The 15231-nt window shown below is 69.6% G+C and carries 16 protein-coding genes and 1 tRNA gene; 9 read left to right on the top strand and 8 right to left on the bottom strand.

Translation table 11 applies throughout. The annotated features are described in order from the left end of the window. Window positions 1–66: 66 nt before the first annotated feature. The 4 genes from ABGB17_RS29075 (at window position 67) to ABGB17_RS29060 (ending at window position 2673) form a co-directional block, all read left to right on the top strand. Entirely contained in the window at window positions 67–1479 is a 1413-nt protein-coding gene (locus ABGB17_RS29075; RefSeq protein WP_347635172.1) for a DUF2510 domain-containing protein, read from the top strand. Between the two features lie 21 nt (window positions 1480–1500). Next, window positions 1501–2097: an oligoribonuclease gene (gene orn / locus ABGB17_RS29070; protein ID WP_347635170.1), complete on the top strand. Its 597-nt coding sequence runs from the start codon at window positions 1501–1503 to the stop codon at window positions 2095–2097. A gap of 72 nt (window positions 2098–2169) precedes the next feature. After that, window positions 2170–2245, top strand: a tRNA-His gene (locus ABGB17_RS29065). 185 nt (window positions 2246–2430) lie between these two features. Further along, window positions 2431–2673: a response regulator transcription factor gene (locus tag ABGB17_RS29060; protein ID WP_347635168.1), complete on the top strand. Its 243-nt coding sequence runs from the start codon at window positions 2431–2433 to the stop codon at window positions 2671–2673. A gap of 66 nt (window positions 2674–2739) precedes the next feature. Here the strand turns inward: ABGB17_RS29060 and lat are convergent, their stop codons facing one another. Both lat and ABGB17_RS29050 read right to left on the bottom strand, forming a co-directional pair. Beyond that, the gene (gene lat, locus ABGB17_RS29055; RefSeq protein WP_347635166.1) at window positions 2740–4038 is read right to left on the bottom strand and encodes an L-lysine 6-transaminase; all 1299 of its coding nucleotides are present in this window, start codon (window positions 4036–4038) and stop codon (window positions 2740–2742) included. Window positions 4039–4153: 115 nt separating this feature from the next. Continuing rightward, window positions 4154–4732 carry an HdeD family acid-resistance protein gene (locus ABGB17_RS29050; RefSeq protein WP_347635164.1) on the bottom strand — a complete coding sequence of 193 codons (579 nt, stop codon included), beginning with the start codon at window positions 4730–4732 and terminating at the stop codon, window positions 4154–4156. A 192-nt stretch (window positions 4733–4924) separates the two neighbouring features. Between ABGB17_RS29050 and ABGB17_RS29045 the strand changes: the two genes are divergently transcribed. Then, window positions 4925–6127, top strand: a complete 1203-nt coding sequence (locus tag ABGB17_RS29045) for a M20 family metallopeptidase (protein WP_347635162.1) — start codon at window positions 4925–4927, stop codon at window positions 6125–6127. A 1-nt stretch (window position 6128) separates the two neighbouring features. On the opposite strand, the gene ABGB17_RS29040 is transcribed toward ABGB17_RS29045, so the two are convergent. After that, the gene (locus ABGB17_RS29040) at window positions 6129–7436 is read right to left on the bottom strand and encodes an NTF2-like N-terminal transpeptidase domain-containing protein (protein ID WP_347635160.1); all 1308 of its coding nucleotides are present in this window, start codon (window positions 7434–7436) and stop codon (window positions 6129–6131) included. A 63-nt stretch (window positions 7437–7499) separates the two neighbouring features. Between ABGB17_RS29040 and ABGB17_RS29035 the strand changes: the two genes are divergently transcribed. After that, window positions 7500–8351 (top strand): fused MFS/spermidine synthase, encoded by an 852-nt coding sequence (locus tag ABGB17_RS29035; RefSeq protein WP_347635159.1) that lies wholly within the window; start codon window positions 7500–7502, stop codon window positions 8349–8351. Between the two features lie 63 nt (window positions 8352–8414). Here the strand turns inward: ABGB17_RS29035 and ABGB17_RS29030 are convergent, their stop codons facing one another. Both ABGB17_RS29030 and ABGB17_RS29025 read right to left on the bottom strand, forming a co-directional pair. Beyond that, window positions 8415–9890 carry an endo-1,4-beta-xylanase gene (locus ABGB17_RS29030; protein WP_347635157.1) on the bottom strand — a complete coding sequence of 492 codons (1476 nt, stop codon included), beginning with the start codon at window positions 9888–9890 and terminating at the stop codon, window positions 8415–8417. A 294-nt stretch (window positions 9891–10184) separates the two neighbouring features. Then, window positions 10185–10976: a class II aldolase/adducin family protein gene (locus ABGB17_RS29025; protein ID WP_347635155.1), complete on the bottom strand. Its 792-nt coding sequence runs from the start codon at window positions 10974–10976 to the stop codon at window positions 10185–10187. Window positions 10977–11340: 364 nt separating this feature from the next. Here ABGB17_RS29025 and ABGB17_RS29020 point away from each other — a divergent pair, with 364 nt between their 5' ends. After that, the gene (locus tag ABGB17_RS29020) at window positions 11341–12492 is read left to right on the top strand and encodes a methyltransferase domain-containing protein (RefSeq protein WP_347635153.1); all 1152 of its coding nucleotides are present in this window, start codon (window positions 11341–11343) and stop codon (window positions 12490–12492) included. A 20-nt stretch (window positions 12493–12512) separates the two neighbouring features. On the opposite strand, the gene ABGB17_RS29015 is transcribed toward ABGB17_RS29020, so the two are convergent. Both ABGB17_RS29015 and ABGB17_RS29010 read right to left on the bottom strand, forming a co-directional pair. Beyond that, on the bottom strand, window positions 12513–12854 hold the full coding sequence (locus ABGB17_RS29015; protein ID WP_347635151.1) for a hypothetical protein: 342 nt from the start codon (window positions 12852–12854) through the stop codon (window positions 12513–12515). 32 nt (window positions 12855–12886) lie between these two features. Continuing rightward, window positions 12887–13234 carry a hypothetical protein gene (locus tag ABGB17_RS29010; RefSeq protein WP_347635149.1) on the bottom strand — a complete coding sequence of 116 codons (348 nt, stop codon included), beginning with the start codon at window positions 13232–13234 and terminating at the stop codon, window positions 12887–12889. A 214-nt stretch (window positions 13235–13448) separates the two neighbouring features. On the opposite strand from ABGB17_RS29010, the gene ABGB17_RS29005 reads away from it, so the two are divergent. Together ABGB17_RS29005 and ABGB17_RS29000 are read left to right on the top strand one after the other, a co-directional pair. Continuing rightward, complete coding sequence (locus ABGB17_RS29005; RefSeq protein WP_347635147.1) at window positions 13449–14270, top strand: helix-turn-helix transcriptional regulator; 822 nt, start codon at window positions 13449–13451, stop codon at window positions 14268–14270. Next, on the top strand, window positions 14258–14458 hold the full coding sequence (locus ABGB17_RS29000; protein WP_347635145.1) for a DUF397 domain-containing protein: 201 nt from the start codon (window positions 14258–14260) through the stop codon (window positions 14456–14458). The genes ABGB17_RS29005 and ABGB17_RS29000 overlap by 13 nt, the downstream gene beginning before the upstream one ends. 366 nt (window positions 14459–14824) lie before the next feature. Here the strand turns inward: ABGB17_RS29000 and ABGB17_RS28995 are convergent. Continuing rightward, window positions 14825–15231, bottom strand: a 407-nt coding sequence (locus tag ABGB17_RS28995) for an RICIN domain-containing protein (protein WP_347635143.1), incomplete at its 5' end; no start/stop codon positions are given.

The raw sequence follows: 15231 nt of genomic DNA, 5'->3' as shown, positions 1-15231 counted from the left end.
GAACCCACAGGTTTCTCCCGGTCGGCAAATGCGCGAAAGAATCGGGATGTCACTATTCTGGCGAACATGACGCAGACCCCCGCCGGCTGGTACCCCGACCCGTACGGAACCCCCCAACTGCGTTGGTGGGACGGCACGCAGTGGACCGACGCCACCCATCCCGTGGAGGGAACGCAAGGGCAAGGCCCGGTGTCGACGGGACAGTGGGCGCAGCCAGGCACCGGGCCGCAGGCGGCGCCCGGCACCGGCCCCCAGGGACGGCCTCAGGACGCCGGGCCGCCGCAGGCACCGGGGCAGCCCGACCAGGGCTCCTCCCCGGGCACCGGGCCGCAGCCCGTCCAGCAGGGCACGGGCCCGCAGCCGTCCTTCCAGCCGAGCACCGGCACGCAGCCGAGCTTCTCGCCGAGCCCGGGGAGCGGCGCCGCGTCGTACCCGCTGCCGGGCGGCGGCCAGACCGGCCAGCCCGGGCCCTACGGCGGGCCCGCCCAGTTCGGGCAGCCGGGGCAGGGCGGCGCGCCTTACGGCGGGCCCGGCGGCCCGGGGCCGTACGGGCAGCCGCCGCGCACCGAGCAGTTCGGCGCCCCCACGCTGCCGTCGTACAGCGGGCAGCCGGGGCAGCAGCAGTGGGGCGGCCGGGGCACCGCCCAGATGCCGTCGCCGGACTTCGGGGCCCCGCCGCCGAAGAAGAAGAACGGCCCGCTGCCGTGGGTGCTCGGCGGCGGCGCCGTCGTGATCCTGCTGGTCGTGGCGCTGGTCATCGGCCTGAGTCTCGTCAACAACCGCACTCCGCTCGCCGGCCCGACGCCGGAGCCGAGCGACATCGAGACGCTGGAGCCGCTGGACCCGCAGGTCACCCCGCCGCTGGAGCAGCCTCCGACGCCCGCGCCGAGCGAGTCCGGCTCGTTCCCCGCCGAGCTGGCGCAGCCCGACGGCGACACGATCAAGGATCCGCGCTCGGGCCTGCAGTTCTACTACCCCGGCGGCACCTTCTCGGTGCCGAGCTGGGCCGAGGTCAACGGCAACGGCCCGACCGACCCGCGCTTCCCCCGGTGGACCAGCGGCTACCAGGCCGTCTCGCAGGAGAACTACGACGGCCAGGGCAACAACTGGCTCGGCACGGTGCTGTCCGGCCGGCTGCCCGACTCGTTCGAGTACTCCGGCCCCCAGGACCTGCGCAAGATCACCGGTGAGCTGCTGCTGCGGTACGAGCCGGTGTTCTACAGCCCGCCGCACGACAAGAAGGCCCTCAAGGACGAGGCGATCGACGTCAGCGGCAAGAAGGGCTGGGTCCTGCGGTTCCGCATGGACTTCGGCGAGGAGGCCAAGAAGGCCGGGTGGAAGTGGAAGACCGAAGAGGGCGCGTTCGTCGTCGTGGACCAGGGATCCGGCCAGCGACCTTCCATGCTTTACATCTCTGTTCCTGACAATCTGGACACTTCACTGATCAATCGCGTACTGGACTCTCTCAAGGCCTCGTGACCGGGCACTACGCTGGGCATCATGAGTGACCTGTTGGTCTGGATCGACTGTGAGATGACCGGGCTCGATCTCGGCCGGGACGCGCTCGTCGAAGTGGCGTGCGTCGTCACGGACGGCGATCTGAACCAACTGGACGAAGGTCTGGACGTGATCATCAAACCGCCCAGGGAGGCGCTGGAGCAGATGTCGGAGGTCGTGCGCCAGATGCACACCTCCTCCGGCCTGCTCACCGCCCTGGGCGACGGTGTCACCCTGGCCGAGGCCGAGTCCATGGTCCTCGACTACATCCGGCGCCACGTCGCCGAGCCCAAGAAGGCGCCGCTGTGCGGCAACTCCATCTCCACCGACCGCGCGTTCATCGCGCGGGACATGCCCGCGGTGGACGCCTACCTGCACTACCGCATGGTGGACGTCTCGTCGGTCAAGGAACTGGTGCGGCGGTGGTACCCGCGGGTCTACTTCGCCTCTCCCGCCAAGCAGGGCGGCCACCGCGCGCTGGCCGACATCACCGAGAGCGTGCGCGAGATGCGGTACTACCGGGCCGCGGTCTTCGTGCCGCAGCCCGGCCCCGACTCGGCGACCGCACGTGAAGTGGCGGAGTCCATAACCGGATCTTGACCGGCGGCGGCGTCAGAACCCCCCAAAGCCCGCTACACTCTTCCTTGTGCCGCGGTGAACAACCCGGCCGTGGTGGGTGTAGCTCAGTTGGCAGAGCGCCAGGTTGTGGTCCTGGATGTCGTGGGTTCAAGTCCCATCACTCACCCCACATGGGATGGCCGGTCCGATCGGACCGGCCATCGCCCTTTTCCGGGATGTTTCGGAAAAACATCCTTTCTGCGGGGGCATGCACCCCAAAGGCGGGAACAGCGGGCTATGCTCGCACAGATACCGCTACGCCGCAGGCGCGGGGGGCTCGGCGATCTGACAATGATTCGTGCCACCGGAGGCCGGATGAGTGTCGATGACGCCACGTACGAGGAGCACGCGCACGCAGAGTTGAGCAAACGCGAAGCCGAGGTGATGGAGCTGATCGCGACGGGTCACTCGAACGGCGAGATAGCCCAGCGGCTATTCCTGAGCGAGAAGACCGTGAAGAACCACGTCAACCGCATCTATTCGAAACTGGGCGCCGACTGCCGCATGACCGCCATCGGTCTGTGGCGCGGGGACGCGCCGGGAGGATCGCACGCCTAGCCCGCCGGGCCGGCGCCATGGGGAAGGCGCCGGTGATACCTGCGGCAGGCGGCGACGGTGACCGTTCTAGGCGGGCACGGTCATCGGGCTGACCAGCGCGGACAGGGTCCGCGCCATGGCCGCGAGGCCGTGGTCGATCTCCTCGGCGGTGACCGAGAGGGCGGGACGGAAGCGCACGGTCCGTTCGCCGCCCGGCAGCACCAGCACCCCTTGATCGTCACGCAGGGCGGCGATGAACCGGTCCCTGCCGGACGGCACGTCGAACGCGCACATCAGACCCCGGCCGCGCGGGTCCAGCACATGCCCGGGGAAGGTCTCCTGGAGCCGGCGCAGCCCGGTCAGCAGGCGCTCGCCGAGCGTCCCGGCGCGGGCGATCAGCCCGTCCCGCTCGATGATCTCCAGCATCCGCCGTGAGCGCACCATGTCCACGAGGCCGCCGCCCCAGGTGGAGTTGATCCGCCCGCTGACCCGGAACACGTTGTCCGGCACCTCGTCCACCCTGCGCCCGGCCATGATCCCGCCGACCTGCACCTTCTTGGCGAACGCCACGACGTCCGGCGCCAGCCCGAGCTGCTGGTAGGCCCACGCCGTGCCGGTGGTGCCGCCGCCGGTCTGCACCTCGTCCAGCACGAACAGCGCGTCGTTCTCGTGGCAGAGGCTCTGGACGGCCCGCAGGAACTCCGGCCGCATGTGGTTGTCGCCGCCCTCGCCCTGGATGGGCTCGGCGATGAAGCAGGCGATGTCGTGCGGGTGGCGCGCGAACGCCGCGCGGGCCTGCCCGAGCGCCCGCTCCTCCGCGGCCTCCACGTCGCCCTGGTGGATGGCGGGGACGTCGATCCTCGGCCAGCCGAAGACGGGGAAACGGTCGGTCTTGACCGGGTCGGTGTTGGTGAGGGACAGGGTGTAGCCGCTGCGGCCGTGGAAGGCGCGGGTCAGGTGCAGCACCTTGGTGCCGAGCGTGCGGGGACGGCCGCGGGCCTCGTTGTGGCGGCTCTTCCAGTCGAAGGCGCACTTGAGGGCGTTCTCGACGGCCAGGGCGCCGCCCTCGACGAAGAAGAGGTGGGGCAGCTCGGGGTCGCCGAGCACACGCGCGAAGGTGTCGGCGAAGTCGGCCAGGTGGGAGGTGTACAGGTCGGAGTTGGCCGGCTTGTTGGCCGCGACCCGGCCGAGCAGTTCGGTGAACGCGGGGTCGTCGCCGAACGGGTTGACGCCGAGGGGAGCCGACGCGAAGAACGTGTAGAAGTCCAGGTAGGTCCGGCCGGTGCGCGCGTCCACCAGCCAGGACCCCTGGCTGCGTTCCAGGTCCGGCTCCAGGTGGTAGCCGTCGATGAGCAGGTGCCGGGACAGGCGGTCGATCGCGCTCATGTCGCCTCCTAGGGGAATCGGACGCTACACCGGCAACCTTCCCGTATTGACGGTTTCTATATGCATATCTTTCGGCCTATCGCCGACTGGTGCGATGATTCTTTTGAGTGGTCGCTCAGACGGCGTGCGGGGCCGTGCCCGCGGCGCCCTTCTGGCGCACGTCGCGGATCCGGTACGCCAGCATCAGCAGCGCCGCGCCGTACACGATGGCGAAGATGCCGATCAGCCAGGTGAGGGCCAGGGCCCCGGACGCCGGCCAGAGGAACATCAGGATCCCGAACAGCACCGCGAGGGCGCCGTAGACGACGTACATCCACTCGGTCTCGCCGGACCTGCGCCGCCGGAACGCGGCCACGATCTCCGCGCCGCCGATCAGCACCGCGTAGGCGGCGATCAGCATGAGCAGGGCGAACGTCGTGATGCCCGGCCACAACCAGGCGATCACCCCGGCCGCGATGCCGAGGACGCCGGAGGCGATGGCCCAGGGGCGCGACTCGCCGGGGTGGTCGCCGCGCGCCGTGCCGACCAAGGTGATCACACCGCTGATCACGGCGAACGCGCCGAACAGGACGACCAGCGTGAACAGGGTCATCAGCGGCCAGACGATGGCCAGGATGCCGAACAGTACGGCGGCGACGCCGCGCACGGCGTAGCTCCACCAGTGGCGGGTGGTTTCCTCCGCGACTACTCGCATGTCGTCCCCTCCCCGGGGTGGCAGGAAAACCCACCAAACCCCTCATTCTCCCGATTTCGGTTCTATCCCCTCGGAAGACGTCAGCAGCCCAAGGCAGGGTCAAATGCTGCTCACCTCCGCGAAGGGGGACAGCAACCGGGGACACCTGGCAGGATCGAGGACAACCCAGCGACCCAGGAGGCGATTGCAGCGATGCCGGTGTCACTTCGCGAAGCGGCCGACGACATGCGCGACGAGCTGGTGAGGCTCCGCCACGCCCTGCACCGCGAACCGGAGCTCGGCCTGGAGCTCCCACGCACGCAGGAGAAGGTGCTCGCCGCTCTGGACGGCCTTCCGCTGGAGGTGACCACCGGCAAGGGCCTCAGCTCGGTCACCGCGGTGCTGCGCGGCGGCCGGCCCGGCCCCGCGGTGCTGCTGCGCGGCGACATGGACGCGCTGCCCCTGACCGAGCGCGGCGGCGGCCCGGTGACGTCCGAGATCGCCGGAGTGATGCACGCCTGCGGCCACGACCTGCACACCACGATGCTGGCCGGCGCCGCCCACCTGCTGTCCGCGCACCGCGACGCCCTGGCCGGCGACGTGGTGTTCATGTTCCAGCCCGGCGAGGAGGGCGCCGGCGGCGCCAAACTCATGATCGACGAAGGCGTGCTGGACGCCGCGGGACAACGCCCGGTCGCCGCTTACGCCCTCCACGTGATCAGCTCGGTGCTCCCCCAGGGCGTGTTCGTCAGCCGGGGCGGCCCCATCATGGCCGCCGCCGACCGCCTGGTGGTGACCGTGCGCGGCTCCGGCGGACACGGCTCCATGCCCCACCACGCCAGCGACCCCATCCCGGCCGCCTGCGAGATGGTCACCGCCCTGCAGACCATGGTCACCCGCGCCTTCGACGTCTTCGACCCCGTGGTGGTCACGGTCGGCAGCTTCCACGCCGGCACGGCCGACAACATCATCCCCGAGGAAGCCCGGTTCGAGGCCACCTTCCGCTCCTTCTCCGCCTCCGCCCACGAGCGCCTCCGCACCCGTTCCGTCACGTTGCTGAAAGGCATAGCCGCCGCCCACGGCCTGGAGCTGGAAGCCGAGTTCGACGCCGGCTACCCGGTGACCGTCAACAACCACCAGGAAGTCGACTTCGCCTCCCGGACCATCCGCGACCTCTACGGCGACCACCACTACATCGAGTCCCCCCAGCCCTTCACCGGCGCCGAGGACTTCAGCTTCGTCTGCGACGAGATCCCCTCGGCCTTCATCGCCCTCGGCGCCTGCCCCGAGGACCAGAACCCCGCGACGTCCGCCTACAACCACTCCCCCGAAGCCCGCTTCTCCGACGACACCCTCCCCGTCGGCACCGCCCTGTACGCCGAACTCGCCCTCCGCCGCCTGACCCGCACCAAGTGAGTCAGAGGGCGCGCAGGAACCGTTCGGCCGTGGTGGTGGCGGAGTCGGGGGCGCCGTGCTCGACGAAGACGGCGAAGGCGAGGTCGCCTCGGTAGCCGATGAACCAGGAGTGGTCCGCGCCGGTGAGGGCCGGAGCGGTGCCGGAGGTGCCGGAGACGCCGGCGGGGAGGCCGGAGGACGGGGTGAGGAGGGTGCGGAGCTGGACCGCGACGGGAGGTGGGAGGCGTTTGGGCTTGGGGCCGCCGATGCCTTCCAGGCGGGAGACGGCTCGCTCGGACATCAGCCGGGGCGGGCGCCAGGTGCCGCTCTGTGCGGCGGCGGCGAGCAGGGCCATACAGAGAGGCGTCGCGGACACCGACGCTCCGGAGCCGTCCGCTGAGGGCTCGCGGGCCGTGCCGCACCGCCCGCCGAGTCCGGACTTGAAGCGGGCACCGAAGCCCAAGGTGTCCCGCAGCACGGCGGGCTGGGCGACCTGCGTGAACGCGGGGCCGGGCGGGTAGGCGGCCGAGAACGCGCCCTGCGCGGGCAGCCGGTCCGCCACCGCCAGCACCTCACCGGTCGAGGGCCGGACGGCCACGATCGCCGCCGGCCGGTTCACCCCGTCCAGGGCACGACCGGCCGCCGCCTCCGTCCACCAGTCCAGGGTGGTGCGCAGCCGCCGCTCCATGGGAGGCCGGAACACCACCAGCCGCCGGGGCCGCCCGGCGGCGGGGACCGCCTCGACCGCCCACCCGGACGGCGGTGTCTCGTCCAGGTCGTCGATCTCCCCCACCAGGTCCTCGACGTAGGTCTCCACCCCGCTGTCCCGCGGCATCGGCCGCCCCTGCCGGGTCAGCAGCTCCGTGCCCGGCACCGGGATCTCCGCCAGCCGCAGCCGTTCGCTCGGCGCCACCCCGGGCGTCAGCGTGGCGGGTGTCCAGATCACCTTCCACTCACCGCTCCGGACCGCCAGGTGCAGCACCCCGGAGAACCGCCACTGCCCGAGCTCCCCGATCTGCCGCACCCCGCTGAACGGCAGGTCCGCCGACCGCTCCCCCCGCCGCGTCACCGCCGCGGGGGTCAGCTTGGTGGAGGTGATCTGCAGCTCGGCGCTCACGGCCCGGTGCACCTCGGCGAAGTCGCCCGGCGGCGCCGCGACCCGGTCCCGCATCGCCTCCAGGTCCTCGGCCGCCCACGCGTCCAGGTACGCCCGCCCCACCGCCTCGGGTGTGCCGCGCACCCGCCGGGAGTCCACGACGAGGGCCACCGTGGCGGCTGTGACGATGACAAGCGTCACCACGATGAGGGTGAGTACTCCGCGGCGACGCATACCGTTCTCCCAAGGATGCCGGGGATGGCACAACCGGATATACCAGAAGAAAAAGGAGACCGTGTGGCCAAGCGTAAGGTCGAGGCGAACCCCGTGCCCGGCCGCTACCCGGTGAGCCACGGCGAGGTGGAGCTTCTCCGGGACCTCGACCGGCCGGGCGGCTGGCTCCTCACCATGTCCGGAGTCCCCCAGTCGTACGTCGATCTGGACGATCCGACCTACCTGGACTTCGAGTACGTCCGGCTGATGGCGGACGTGATCGACTGCGTCCAGGAGGGCCCGCTGGACGCCGTGCACGTCGGCGGCGGCGCCTGCACGCTGCCCCGCTACATCACCGCGACCCGCCCCGGCTCCCGGCACATCGTGATCGAGCCGGACGCGGCGCTGGTGGAACTGGTCCGCGACCAGCTCCGGCTGTCGTCGGTGCCCCGGCTGAAGGTCCGCGTGGCCGACGGCCGCTCCGGCGTCACGGGCCTGCGCGACACGTCCGCCGACCTGATCGTGCTGGACGCGTTCACCGGCGCCACCATCCCGGTCGAGCTGGTCACCGCGGAGTACATGGCGGACCTCACCCGCGTGCTCAAGCCCTCCGGCACCCTGCTGATCAACATCGCGGACGGCAAGGGCCTCGGCTTCGCCCGCAGGATCGCCGCCACGGTCCGCGGCACGTTCCGCCACGTGGCGCTGCTCGCCGAGCCCGGCGTGCTGCGGGGACGCCGGTTCGGCAACCTGATCGTCGTGGCGTCCCCCGCCCCGCTACCGGTGGCCGTGCTGTCCCGCAAGGCGGCGGGCGGCCTCACCCAGTCCCGCTACGTGGGCGAGGACGACCTGGTGAACTTCATCGCGGGCGCGGCCCCCATCCGGGACGGCGACGCGGTGATCGCGCCCGTCCCCCCGCCCGACCTGTTCACCTGACCCCGGAACGCGCGGTGGCCCGGCACCCGCTCGCGGGTGCCGGGCCACAGACTGAGATGAGGGCTACGCCCGGGTCCACCTCTGGGTGGCCTGGCCGTTGCAGCTCGCGACGGTCACGCCGGAGGAGTTGCCCGTGCCGGTGACGCTCAGGCACAGGTTGTTGGCGGCACTGGTGACGGTGCCGTTGGAGTTGAACGTCCAGCGCTGGTTCGAGTTGCCGTGGCAGTCGTAGAGCTGGATGCGGGTGCCCGAGCCTCCGCCGGTCGGCACGTCCAGGCACTTGTTCATCGTCACCAGACGGCTGGAACCGTCATAGGTGAAGCTCTGGTTGGGGTTGGTGTGGCAGTCGTAGATCTGGAGCTGGGTGCCGTTGGCGGTGGCGCTGTTCGGCGAGTCGACGCACCGGCCCGCGCCTTCGTTGCGCAACCGGAACGTGCCTCCGCCACCCGTCGGAGTGGCGGTCGGGGTGACCGTCGGCGTGACGGTCGGGCTCGGCGACACGCTGTTGAGTGCGTTGAGCACCGAGTTGTACGCGGCCTTCTTGTTGCCGCTGCCGTCGAACAGCAGGGCGGAGGCGCCGGACCCGAGCCAGGAGTCGGTGTCGCGCACGCCCCAGACGGTGATGCCGGTGCAGCGGGGGACCGCCAGGCAGTCGTTGGTCACCGCGGCGTAGGTCTGAGCGGAGCCGCCCTGGATGTCCAGCTCGGTGATCTGCACGTCCACCCCGAGGGCGGCGAAGCTGGAGATCGTGGTGCGGTAGTTGCTGTTGTACGGGCTGTTGCTGTTGAAGTGCGACTGAAGGCCCACGCAGTCGATCGGCACGCCGCGCTGCTTGAAGTCGCGCACCATGTTGTACACGCCCTGGGTCTTGGCCCAGGACCAGTTGTCGATGTTGTAGTCGTTGTAGCAGAGCTTGGCGGCCGGGTCGGCGGCCCGCGCGGTGCGGAAGGCGACCTCGATCCAGTCGTTGCCGGTGCGCTGCAGGTTGGAGTCGCGCCGGCCACCGGAGTTGCCGTCGGCGAACGCCTCGTTCACCACGTCCCAGGCGTAGATCTTGCCCCGGTAGTGGCTCATCACGCCGTTGATGTGGTCGATCATCGCCTGGCGCAGGCTGCTGCCGCTGAGCGACTGCATCCATGGGGGCTGCTGCGAGTGCCAGGCCAGCGTGTGCCCGCGTACCCGCTTGCCGTTCTGCACGGCCCAGTTGTAGATGCGGTCGGCGTTGCCGAAGCTGAACTGCCCCCGGTTGGGCTCGGTGGCGTCGATCTTCATCTCGTTCTCGGCCGTGATCATGTTGAACTCACGGTTCGCGATCGTCGTGTACTGCGAGTCGCCGAGCTTGCCCGCGGCGATCGCGGTGCCGAAGTACCGGCCGCTCTGCGCGGCCGCCGCGCCGAGCGTGCTCTCCGCGGCACCGGCCGGAGCCGTGAGGCCCGCCACCAGTGCAGCGCCGAGGGCGGCCACGGTACCGACGACCAAGGCGTTCCGCACGCCTTGGAGCTTTCTTCTGCCGACGGGGACGGCGGCGTTGTCGATCATTCTTGTTCCTCCAGTGGAACACCGATCGGGGGAGGGGACGTGGAGCGGACCGCCCGCGAGGTCCCGGCGACTCGCCGAGTGCCACCTTGACCTGCGGGCGGACCACCTATCACCCGCTTGGTGACATGGGAGGTCTCCACTTGCCGCCCAAGTCTGGAGATCGCTCCGAAATGTGTCAATGAATCACAAAAAGATTTCGGACCATCGCGTGAGTGACACCGCGTTATCCTGCGGAAACTTCCGGACGTGGCCGAAATTTTCGGGAAACTAGCCCGCTAGTTTCATCGCACCGGCTCAGTCGAACAGGTCAGGGTCGGTGCGGGAGATCTGGTCGTACAGCGGCTGGAAGTTGATCCATCCCACCAGATCGTTGCCGATCTGCCCGTGCGTGAGCTTGGCGTTCTCATGGGTGATCGGCACCACCTGCCCGGCGGCCTTGGCGAGGAGCTGCGCCTGGCACGACCGCTCCATGGTGATGAACCACCACGCCGCCGCGTCCACCGAGTCCCCCACCGTGAGCAGCCCGTGGTTCCGCAGGATCACCGCCTTGTGCGACCCCAGCGCCCGGGCGATCCGCCGCCCCTCCTCGACGTCCAGCACCACGCCGGTGTAGTCGTCGAACAACCCATGATCCTCGTAGAACGCGCAGGCGTCCTGCGTCAACGGCTCGACCATCTGCCCGAGCGCCGACAACGCCTTCCCGTGCAAGGAGTGACTGTGCGCCGCCGCCACCGCGTCCGGCCGCGCCTGATGCACCATCGAGTGGATCGCGAACGCCGCCTGGTTCACCGGCCGCGCCCCCTCCACCACCTCCCCCTGATGGTTGACCAGGATCAGGTCACTCACCCGCACATGCTTGAAGCTCATCCCGAACGGATTCACCCAGAAATGATCCGTATGCTCCGGATCCCGCGCCGTGATGTGCCCCGCCACCCCTTCCTCGAACCCGAACCTCCCGAACAGCCGCAACGCCGCCGCCAGCCGCTCCATCCGATGCCGCCGCTCCTCGGCCACGTCATCGAACTTCCGCGGGAACCGGAACTGAAGTGACTCACTCGGCACGGGCCGCAGATCCGAGAGGCTCATCCGGGCAACTCCTCACCACGCCGAACTTCCGTCTGTTACCCACGAGTATGCACCCCCCGCGCCCACCCCCGCCAGCGGCCCCGACAACCAGCGGCCCGATTCCGCATAGCCGGAAAATGCCCATATATCTATATCCACCACCCGGCTTTAATGTCCCGACCGAAAATCCCCCGCCCCTGCCACGGATATGCAATCCTGGTTTCATCAACGGCCCCCGGCAGCCTGACCGCGCGGAAAGGAGTGTTCCTACAATGGGTAAACATGACGGCAAACCTCCCACGGACGAGCCCGTCGAAAAGCCGCCGCCGACCTCCGACGGGAGCCGTCCGGACGCTCCCGGAAAGCATGAAAAGCCGGAAAACCGGTGAACTTAGATCAGCGCATCACCGCCCTCGCCGATCGGCTGACCGGGCTGGACGACAGGTGGCGAAGTGCGGTGCGCGCCGTGCCGCGCCACCTGTTCATCCCTGATCGGGCCTGGTGCGACTCCCGTGACAGACCGGCTCACCTCATCGACCGGAACACCGATCCCGAAGCGTGGGTGGACGCCGTCTATTCCGACGCCGCGATCGTCACCCAGCTCGACGACGGCGCCACCGACATAGCGCGGGGAAAGGGCGACTACACCTCGTCCTGTTCGGCACCGGCCGCCGTGGCGCTGACGCTCGGAGCCCTCGATCCCTATGACGGCGACGAGGTCCTGGAGATCGGCACCGGCACCGGCTGGACGGCGGCACTGCTGGCGCACCGCCTCGGCGACGGCAACGTGACCAGCGTCGAGATCGACCCGGCCGTCCACACCACCGCGGCCGGCAACCTCGCCGCGGCCGGCCGCTCCCCCCGCCTGATCCTCGGCGACGGCTCCGCCGGATGCGCCGACGGCGCACCGTACGACCGGGTGCACGTCACCTGCGGCGTCGACCGCATCCCGCACTCATGGGTCGGCCAGACCCGCCCCGGCGGGCTGATCGTCATCCCCTGGATCCCCCGCTGGGAAGGCGGCCACCTCACCGTCCTCACCCCCACCGGCGACGGCACGGCGACCGGCCGTTTCCACCGCGCCGTCGGCTTCATGCCCCTGCGCTCGCAACGATGGCCCCTCCCCAGCCTCCAGGACGCCTACCGCGACTCCATGACCGACCTGGATCCCCGCCGCGTACTCCGTTCCTCCTACGGAGCCGACATCGCCATCGCCGCCCTGCACCCCCATGTGTACGCCACCCACGCCGACCGCCCCGAAGGCCACTTCCACCTCTCCCTCTGGTCCGACGACTCCGACGCCCAGGTGCACTACTCCCCCGAGCACAAACACGTGGCGGTCCTGCAACGAGGCCCACACGACCTGTGGGACGAGGTACAGGACGCCTACCTGCGCTGGCTCTCCTGGGGCTCGCCCCCCAAGGACCGCTTCGGCATGACCGTGACCCCCGAAGGGCAGTACGTCTGGCTCGACCTCCCCGCCAACCCGGTCACGGAACCGGGCGGGCCGCGCACCCCTCACGCTCAGCGACAGTGACACGCACAGCCCGCCCGGAGTCACCCCGTCCCCGGCGGCCTCCCGCAGTCCCAGGCGAGCAGCCGCAGGTAGGCCGCCGCTTCCACGACCTGGCGCAGGGGGAAGCGTATCCACGGCTTGTCATCCGAGGTGACGCAGTAGAACGTCCCCTCGTCCATCTCCGCCACCACCGCCGCCGCGCGCTCGGTGCCGTCGGCCCCGAACACCAGCAGCTCGGTCGGCAGATGCGTCTGCCCCGGTCGCGCGTCACCCCGGGAGCCGATCACCCGTAGACGGACCTCGCAGCGGACGCCGTGCGGCCCCAGTTCCCGCTTGAGCACGGCCAGCAGCTCCGCGTCGTACGCCGCGGTACTCGCCGACACCGGCACGGTCCGGACTGTGTACCGCCCCTCGTTCACACCGGCCACACCAGCACCACCCGATCGGCCGGTTGCACGAGCGGAGGAACCTCCCGGTCGCCGCCCACCCCCCTCAGCAGATCCGTGATCAGTGCCGCGTGCGCGTGCTCCGCGTACGCCTCGGCGAACCGCAGCGCCACCCGCCGCGCCACCGCCACCGGGTCACCCGGCGGCCCCCAGGCGTACCGCTTCCGTCCCCTGACCGACCACTCCCCGCCCCACCACGAGAACCCCGCCCCCGGCCGCACCCACACGACCAGCCCCGCCTGCACCGAGACACAGGCGGCGGTGTCGTCCCCGTTCACCTCGCTGACGATGCCGTAGGTGTGCAGCTCCGTCCGCACCCGTTCTGCCGCGATCAGAGCGGAAAAGGGAACGCGTGGAGTGCTTTGTAGTGCTATCTGGGTATGCGATTGCCGCGCCACGATGAGCGCCTTTCTTGTCGGCGAAAGGACTCTCCCAGGGTGAACTTTTCCCCTACGCTGCGTAAGAGAACGACTACAACCAACACCGTGCACTTTCGTACGTCGCTCGTTGACTCTTGTTTCAGGAGACGACATGACCGACCAGCACGAACCCAACCCCGAGACCTCTCCCACCCACAGGTTCGGTTACGAACTACGCAGACGCCGCCTGGCCGCCCACCTCACCCAGGAAGAACTGGCCGAGAAAATCGGATACTCCGGCGGCCTGGTGAGCATGGTCGAAACCGGCCGCCGAATGCCCAAAGCGGACTTCGCCCAACGCGTGGACGACCAGTTGCACCAGAACGGCCTGCTCCTCCGGCTGTGGGACGAGTGCAGATCGGACGGCGTACAACTCTGGTTCATCCCATGGCTGGAGGCCGAACAGAAGGCCACGACCCTGCACTCCTGGCAGCACTCACTGGTACCAGGGCTGCTCCAGACGCCTGACTACGCCAGGACGCTCTTCCTGGCCGAGCCGCTGTTCCAGCACTCGAAGGCCGACCAAGCCGTCGCCTCGCGACTCGACCGGCAAGCCATCTTCGACCGCGACGATTCCCCGAGGATGTGGGCCGTACTGGACGAGGTCGTCCTCCAGCGCCCCATCGGCGGTGCCGCCGTCATGCGAAGACAACTCGACCACCTGCTGACCATGGCAGAGCACCCATGTATTGCGCTCCAGATAGTCCCGATATCGTCCGCCTGCACCCCAGGATTGCTGGGAGCGTTCATGCTGGCCGACGTCCAAGGCCAGGACGTGGCCTACCTGGAAACCGCCAACGAGGGCAAGGTCATCGCCTCACCGGAGGATGTCCGCAACCTGCGCACACGGTACGACGCGATCAGAATTCACGCGCTCCCACAGGCCGGATCGAAACAGTTGATAAAGGAGTGGGCACAGAAATGGACGACCTGACCAGCGCCACCTGGATCAAGTCCTCGTATTCAGGCGGCAACGGCGGTGACTGCGTGGAGGTCGCCTCCTTGCCCCACGAACGCCGGGCCGTACGTGACAGCAAGAACCCCACCGGGCCGGCGTTCGTGGTCGGAGCGGACGCCTGGGTGGCCTTCTGTGCCGTGGTGAAGGACGGCGGCCTCGCCTGAGACGGGCAAGGTCCCGGCAGTCCTGACCCGCCGGGACGAGATCTCACGGGCTCTGACACCGGCGGCACGCAGATGCATTGTCTTCCTGCCCGCCACCCCCAGGCGGCGCACGACGCCCCAGATCCTGGCCGCCCGCACATCGTGCACCGAGCCGGACAGCGAGCCCGACATCCACTACGGAGTGCCGCCCGGCGCGGCGATGACCTGGATGTACATCGCGTGCTATCGACTCGGTCGGCGTGCGTGCCGTCCAAGGGAGGAGCCGACGGTCTATCGCCGAGCTCGTGGCGGGCCGCGGAACGTGGATCGGGTGCCTCGTCTCCGCATGCGGAGATGAGGCACCCGTGGGGTCGGGCGGTCGTAGGGTCAGGCGCGGGTCCAGCGTTGGTTGGTGCCGGCCCAGCAGGAGTAGATCTGGACCTTGGTGCCGTTGGCGGTGCCGGCGTTGGCCACGTCGAGGCACTTGTTGGCACCTATCGCGGTGATGGTGCCGTCGGCGTTGAAGCGCCACTTCTGGTTGTTCTGGCCGTTGCAGTCCCAGATGATCACGGCGGTGCCGTCGGCGGTGCCTGCGCCGTTGACGTCCAGGCACTTGTTGCCGTAGACGCGGAGTTCGCTCGCCGCGGTCAGCGTCCACTGCTGGTTGGACTGGCCGTTGCAGTCCCAGATCTGCACCTGAGCGCCGTTGGCCTGGGAGGCGGCGGTGACGTCGAGGCAGCGGTTGGAACCGACGCCGCGGATCGTGTTGCCGGTCGGGGTGCTGGGGGTGGGGG

This window comes from Sphaerisporangium sp. B11E5 (assembly GCF_039871875.1).
Taxonomy (GTDB): domain Bacteria; phylum Actinomycetota; class Actinomycetes; order Streptosporangiales; family Streptosporangiaceae; genus Sphaerisporangium.
The sequence above is the reverse complement of the archived record's forward strand: the minus strand, read 5'-3'. Positions and strand labels throughout refer to the sequence as shown.

Coding starts and splice junctions, on each gene's coding strand:
- ABGB17_RS29075 (WP_347635172.1), top strand. CDS start 67: ATGACGCAGACCCCCGCCGGCTGGTACCCCGACCCGTACGGAACCCCC.
- orn (WP_347635170.1), top strand. CDS start 1,501: ATGAGTGACCTGTTGGTCTGGATCGACTGTGAGATGACCGGGCTCGAT.
- ABGB17_RS29060 (WP_347635168.1), top strand. CDS start 2,431: ATGAGTGTCGATGACGCCACGTACGAGGAGCACGCGCACGCAGAGTTG.
- lat (WP_347635166.1), bottom strand. CDS start 4,038: ATGAGCGCGATCGACCGCCTGTCCCGGCACCTGCTCATCGACGGCTAC.
- ABGB17_RS29050 (WP_347635164.1), bottom strand. CDS start 4,732: ATGCGAGTAGTCGCGGAGGAAACCACCCGCCACTGGTGGAGCTACGCC.
- ABGB17_RS29045 (WP_347635162.1), top strand. CDS start 4,925: ATGCCGGTGTCACTTCGCGAAGCGGCCGACGACATGCGCGACGAGCTG.
- ABGB17_RS29040 (WP_347635160.1), bottom strand. CDS start 7,436: ATGCGTCGCCGCGGAGTACTCACCCTCATCGTGGTGACGCTTGTCATC.
- ABGB17_RS29030 (WP_347635157.1), bottom strand. CDS start 9,890: ATGATCGACAACGCCGCCGTCCCCGTCGGCAGAAGAAAGCTCCAAGGC.
- ABGB17_RS29025 (WP_347635155.1), bottom strand. CDS start 10,976: ATGAGCCTCTCGGATCTGCGGCCCGTGCCGAGTGAGTCACTTCAGTTC.
- ABGB17_RS29005 (WP_347635147.1), top strand. CDS start 13,449: ATGACCGACCAGCACGAACCCAACCCCGAGACCTCTCCCACCCACAGG.
- ABGB17_RS29000 (WP_347635145.1), top strand. CDS start 14,258: ATGGACGACCTGACCAGCGCCACCTGGATCAAGTCCTCGTATTCAGGC.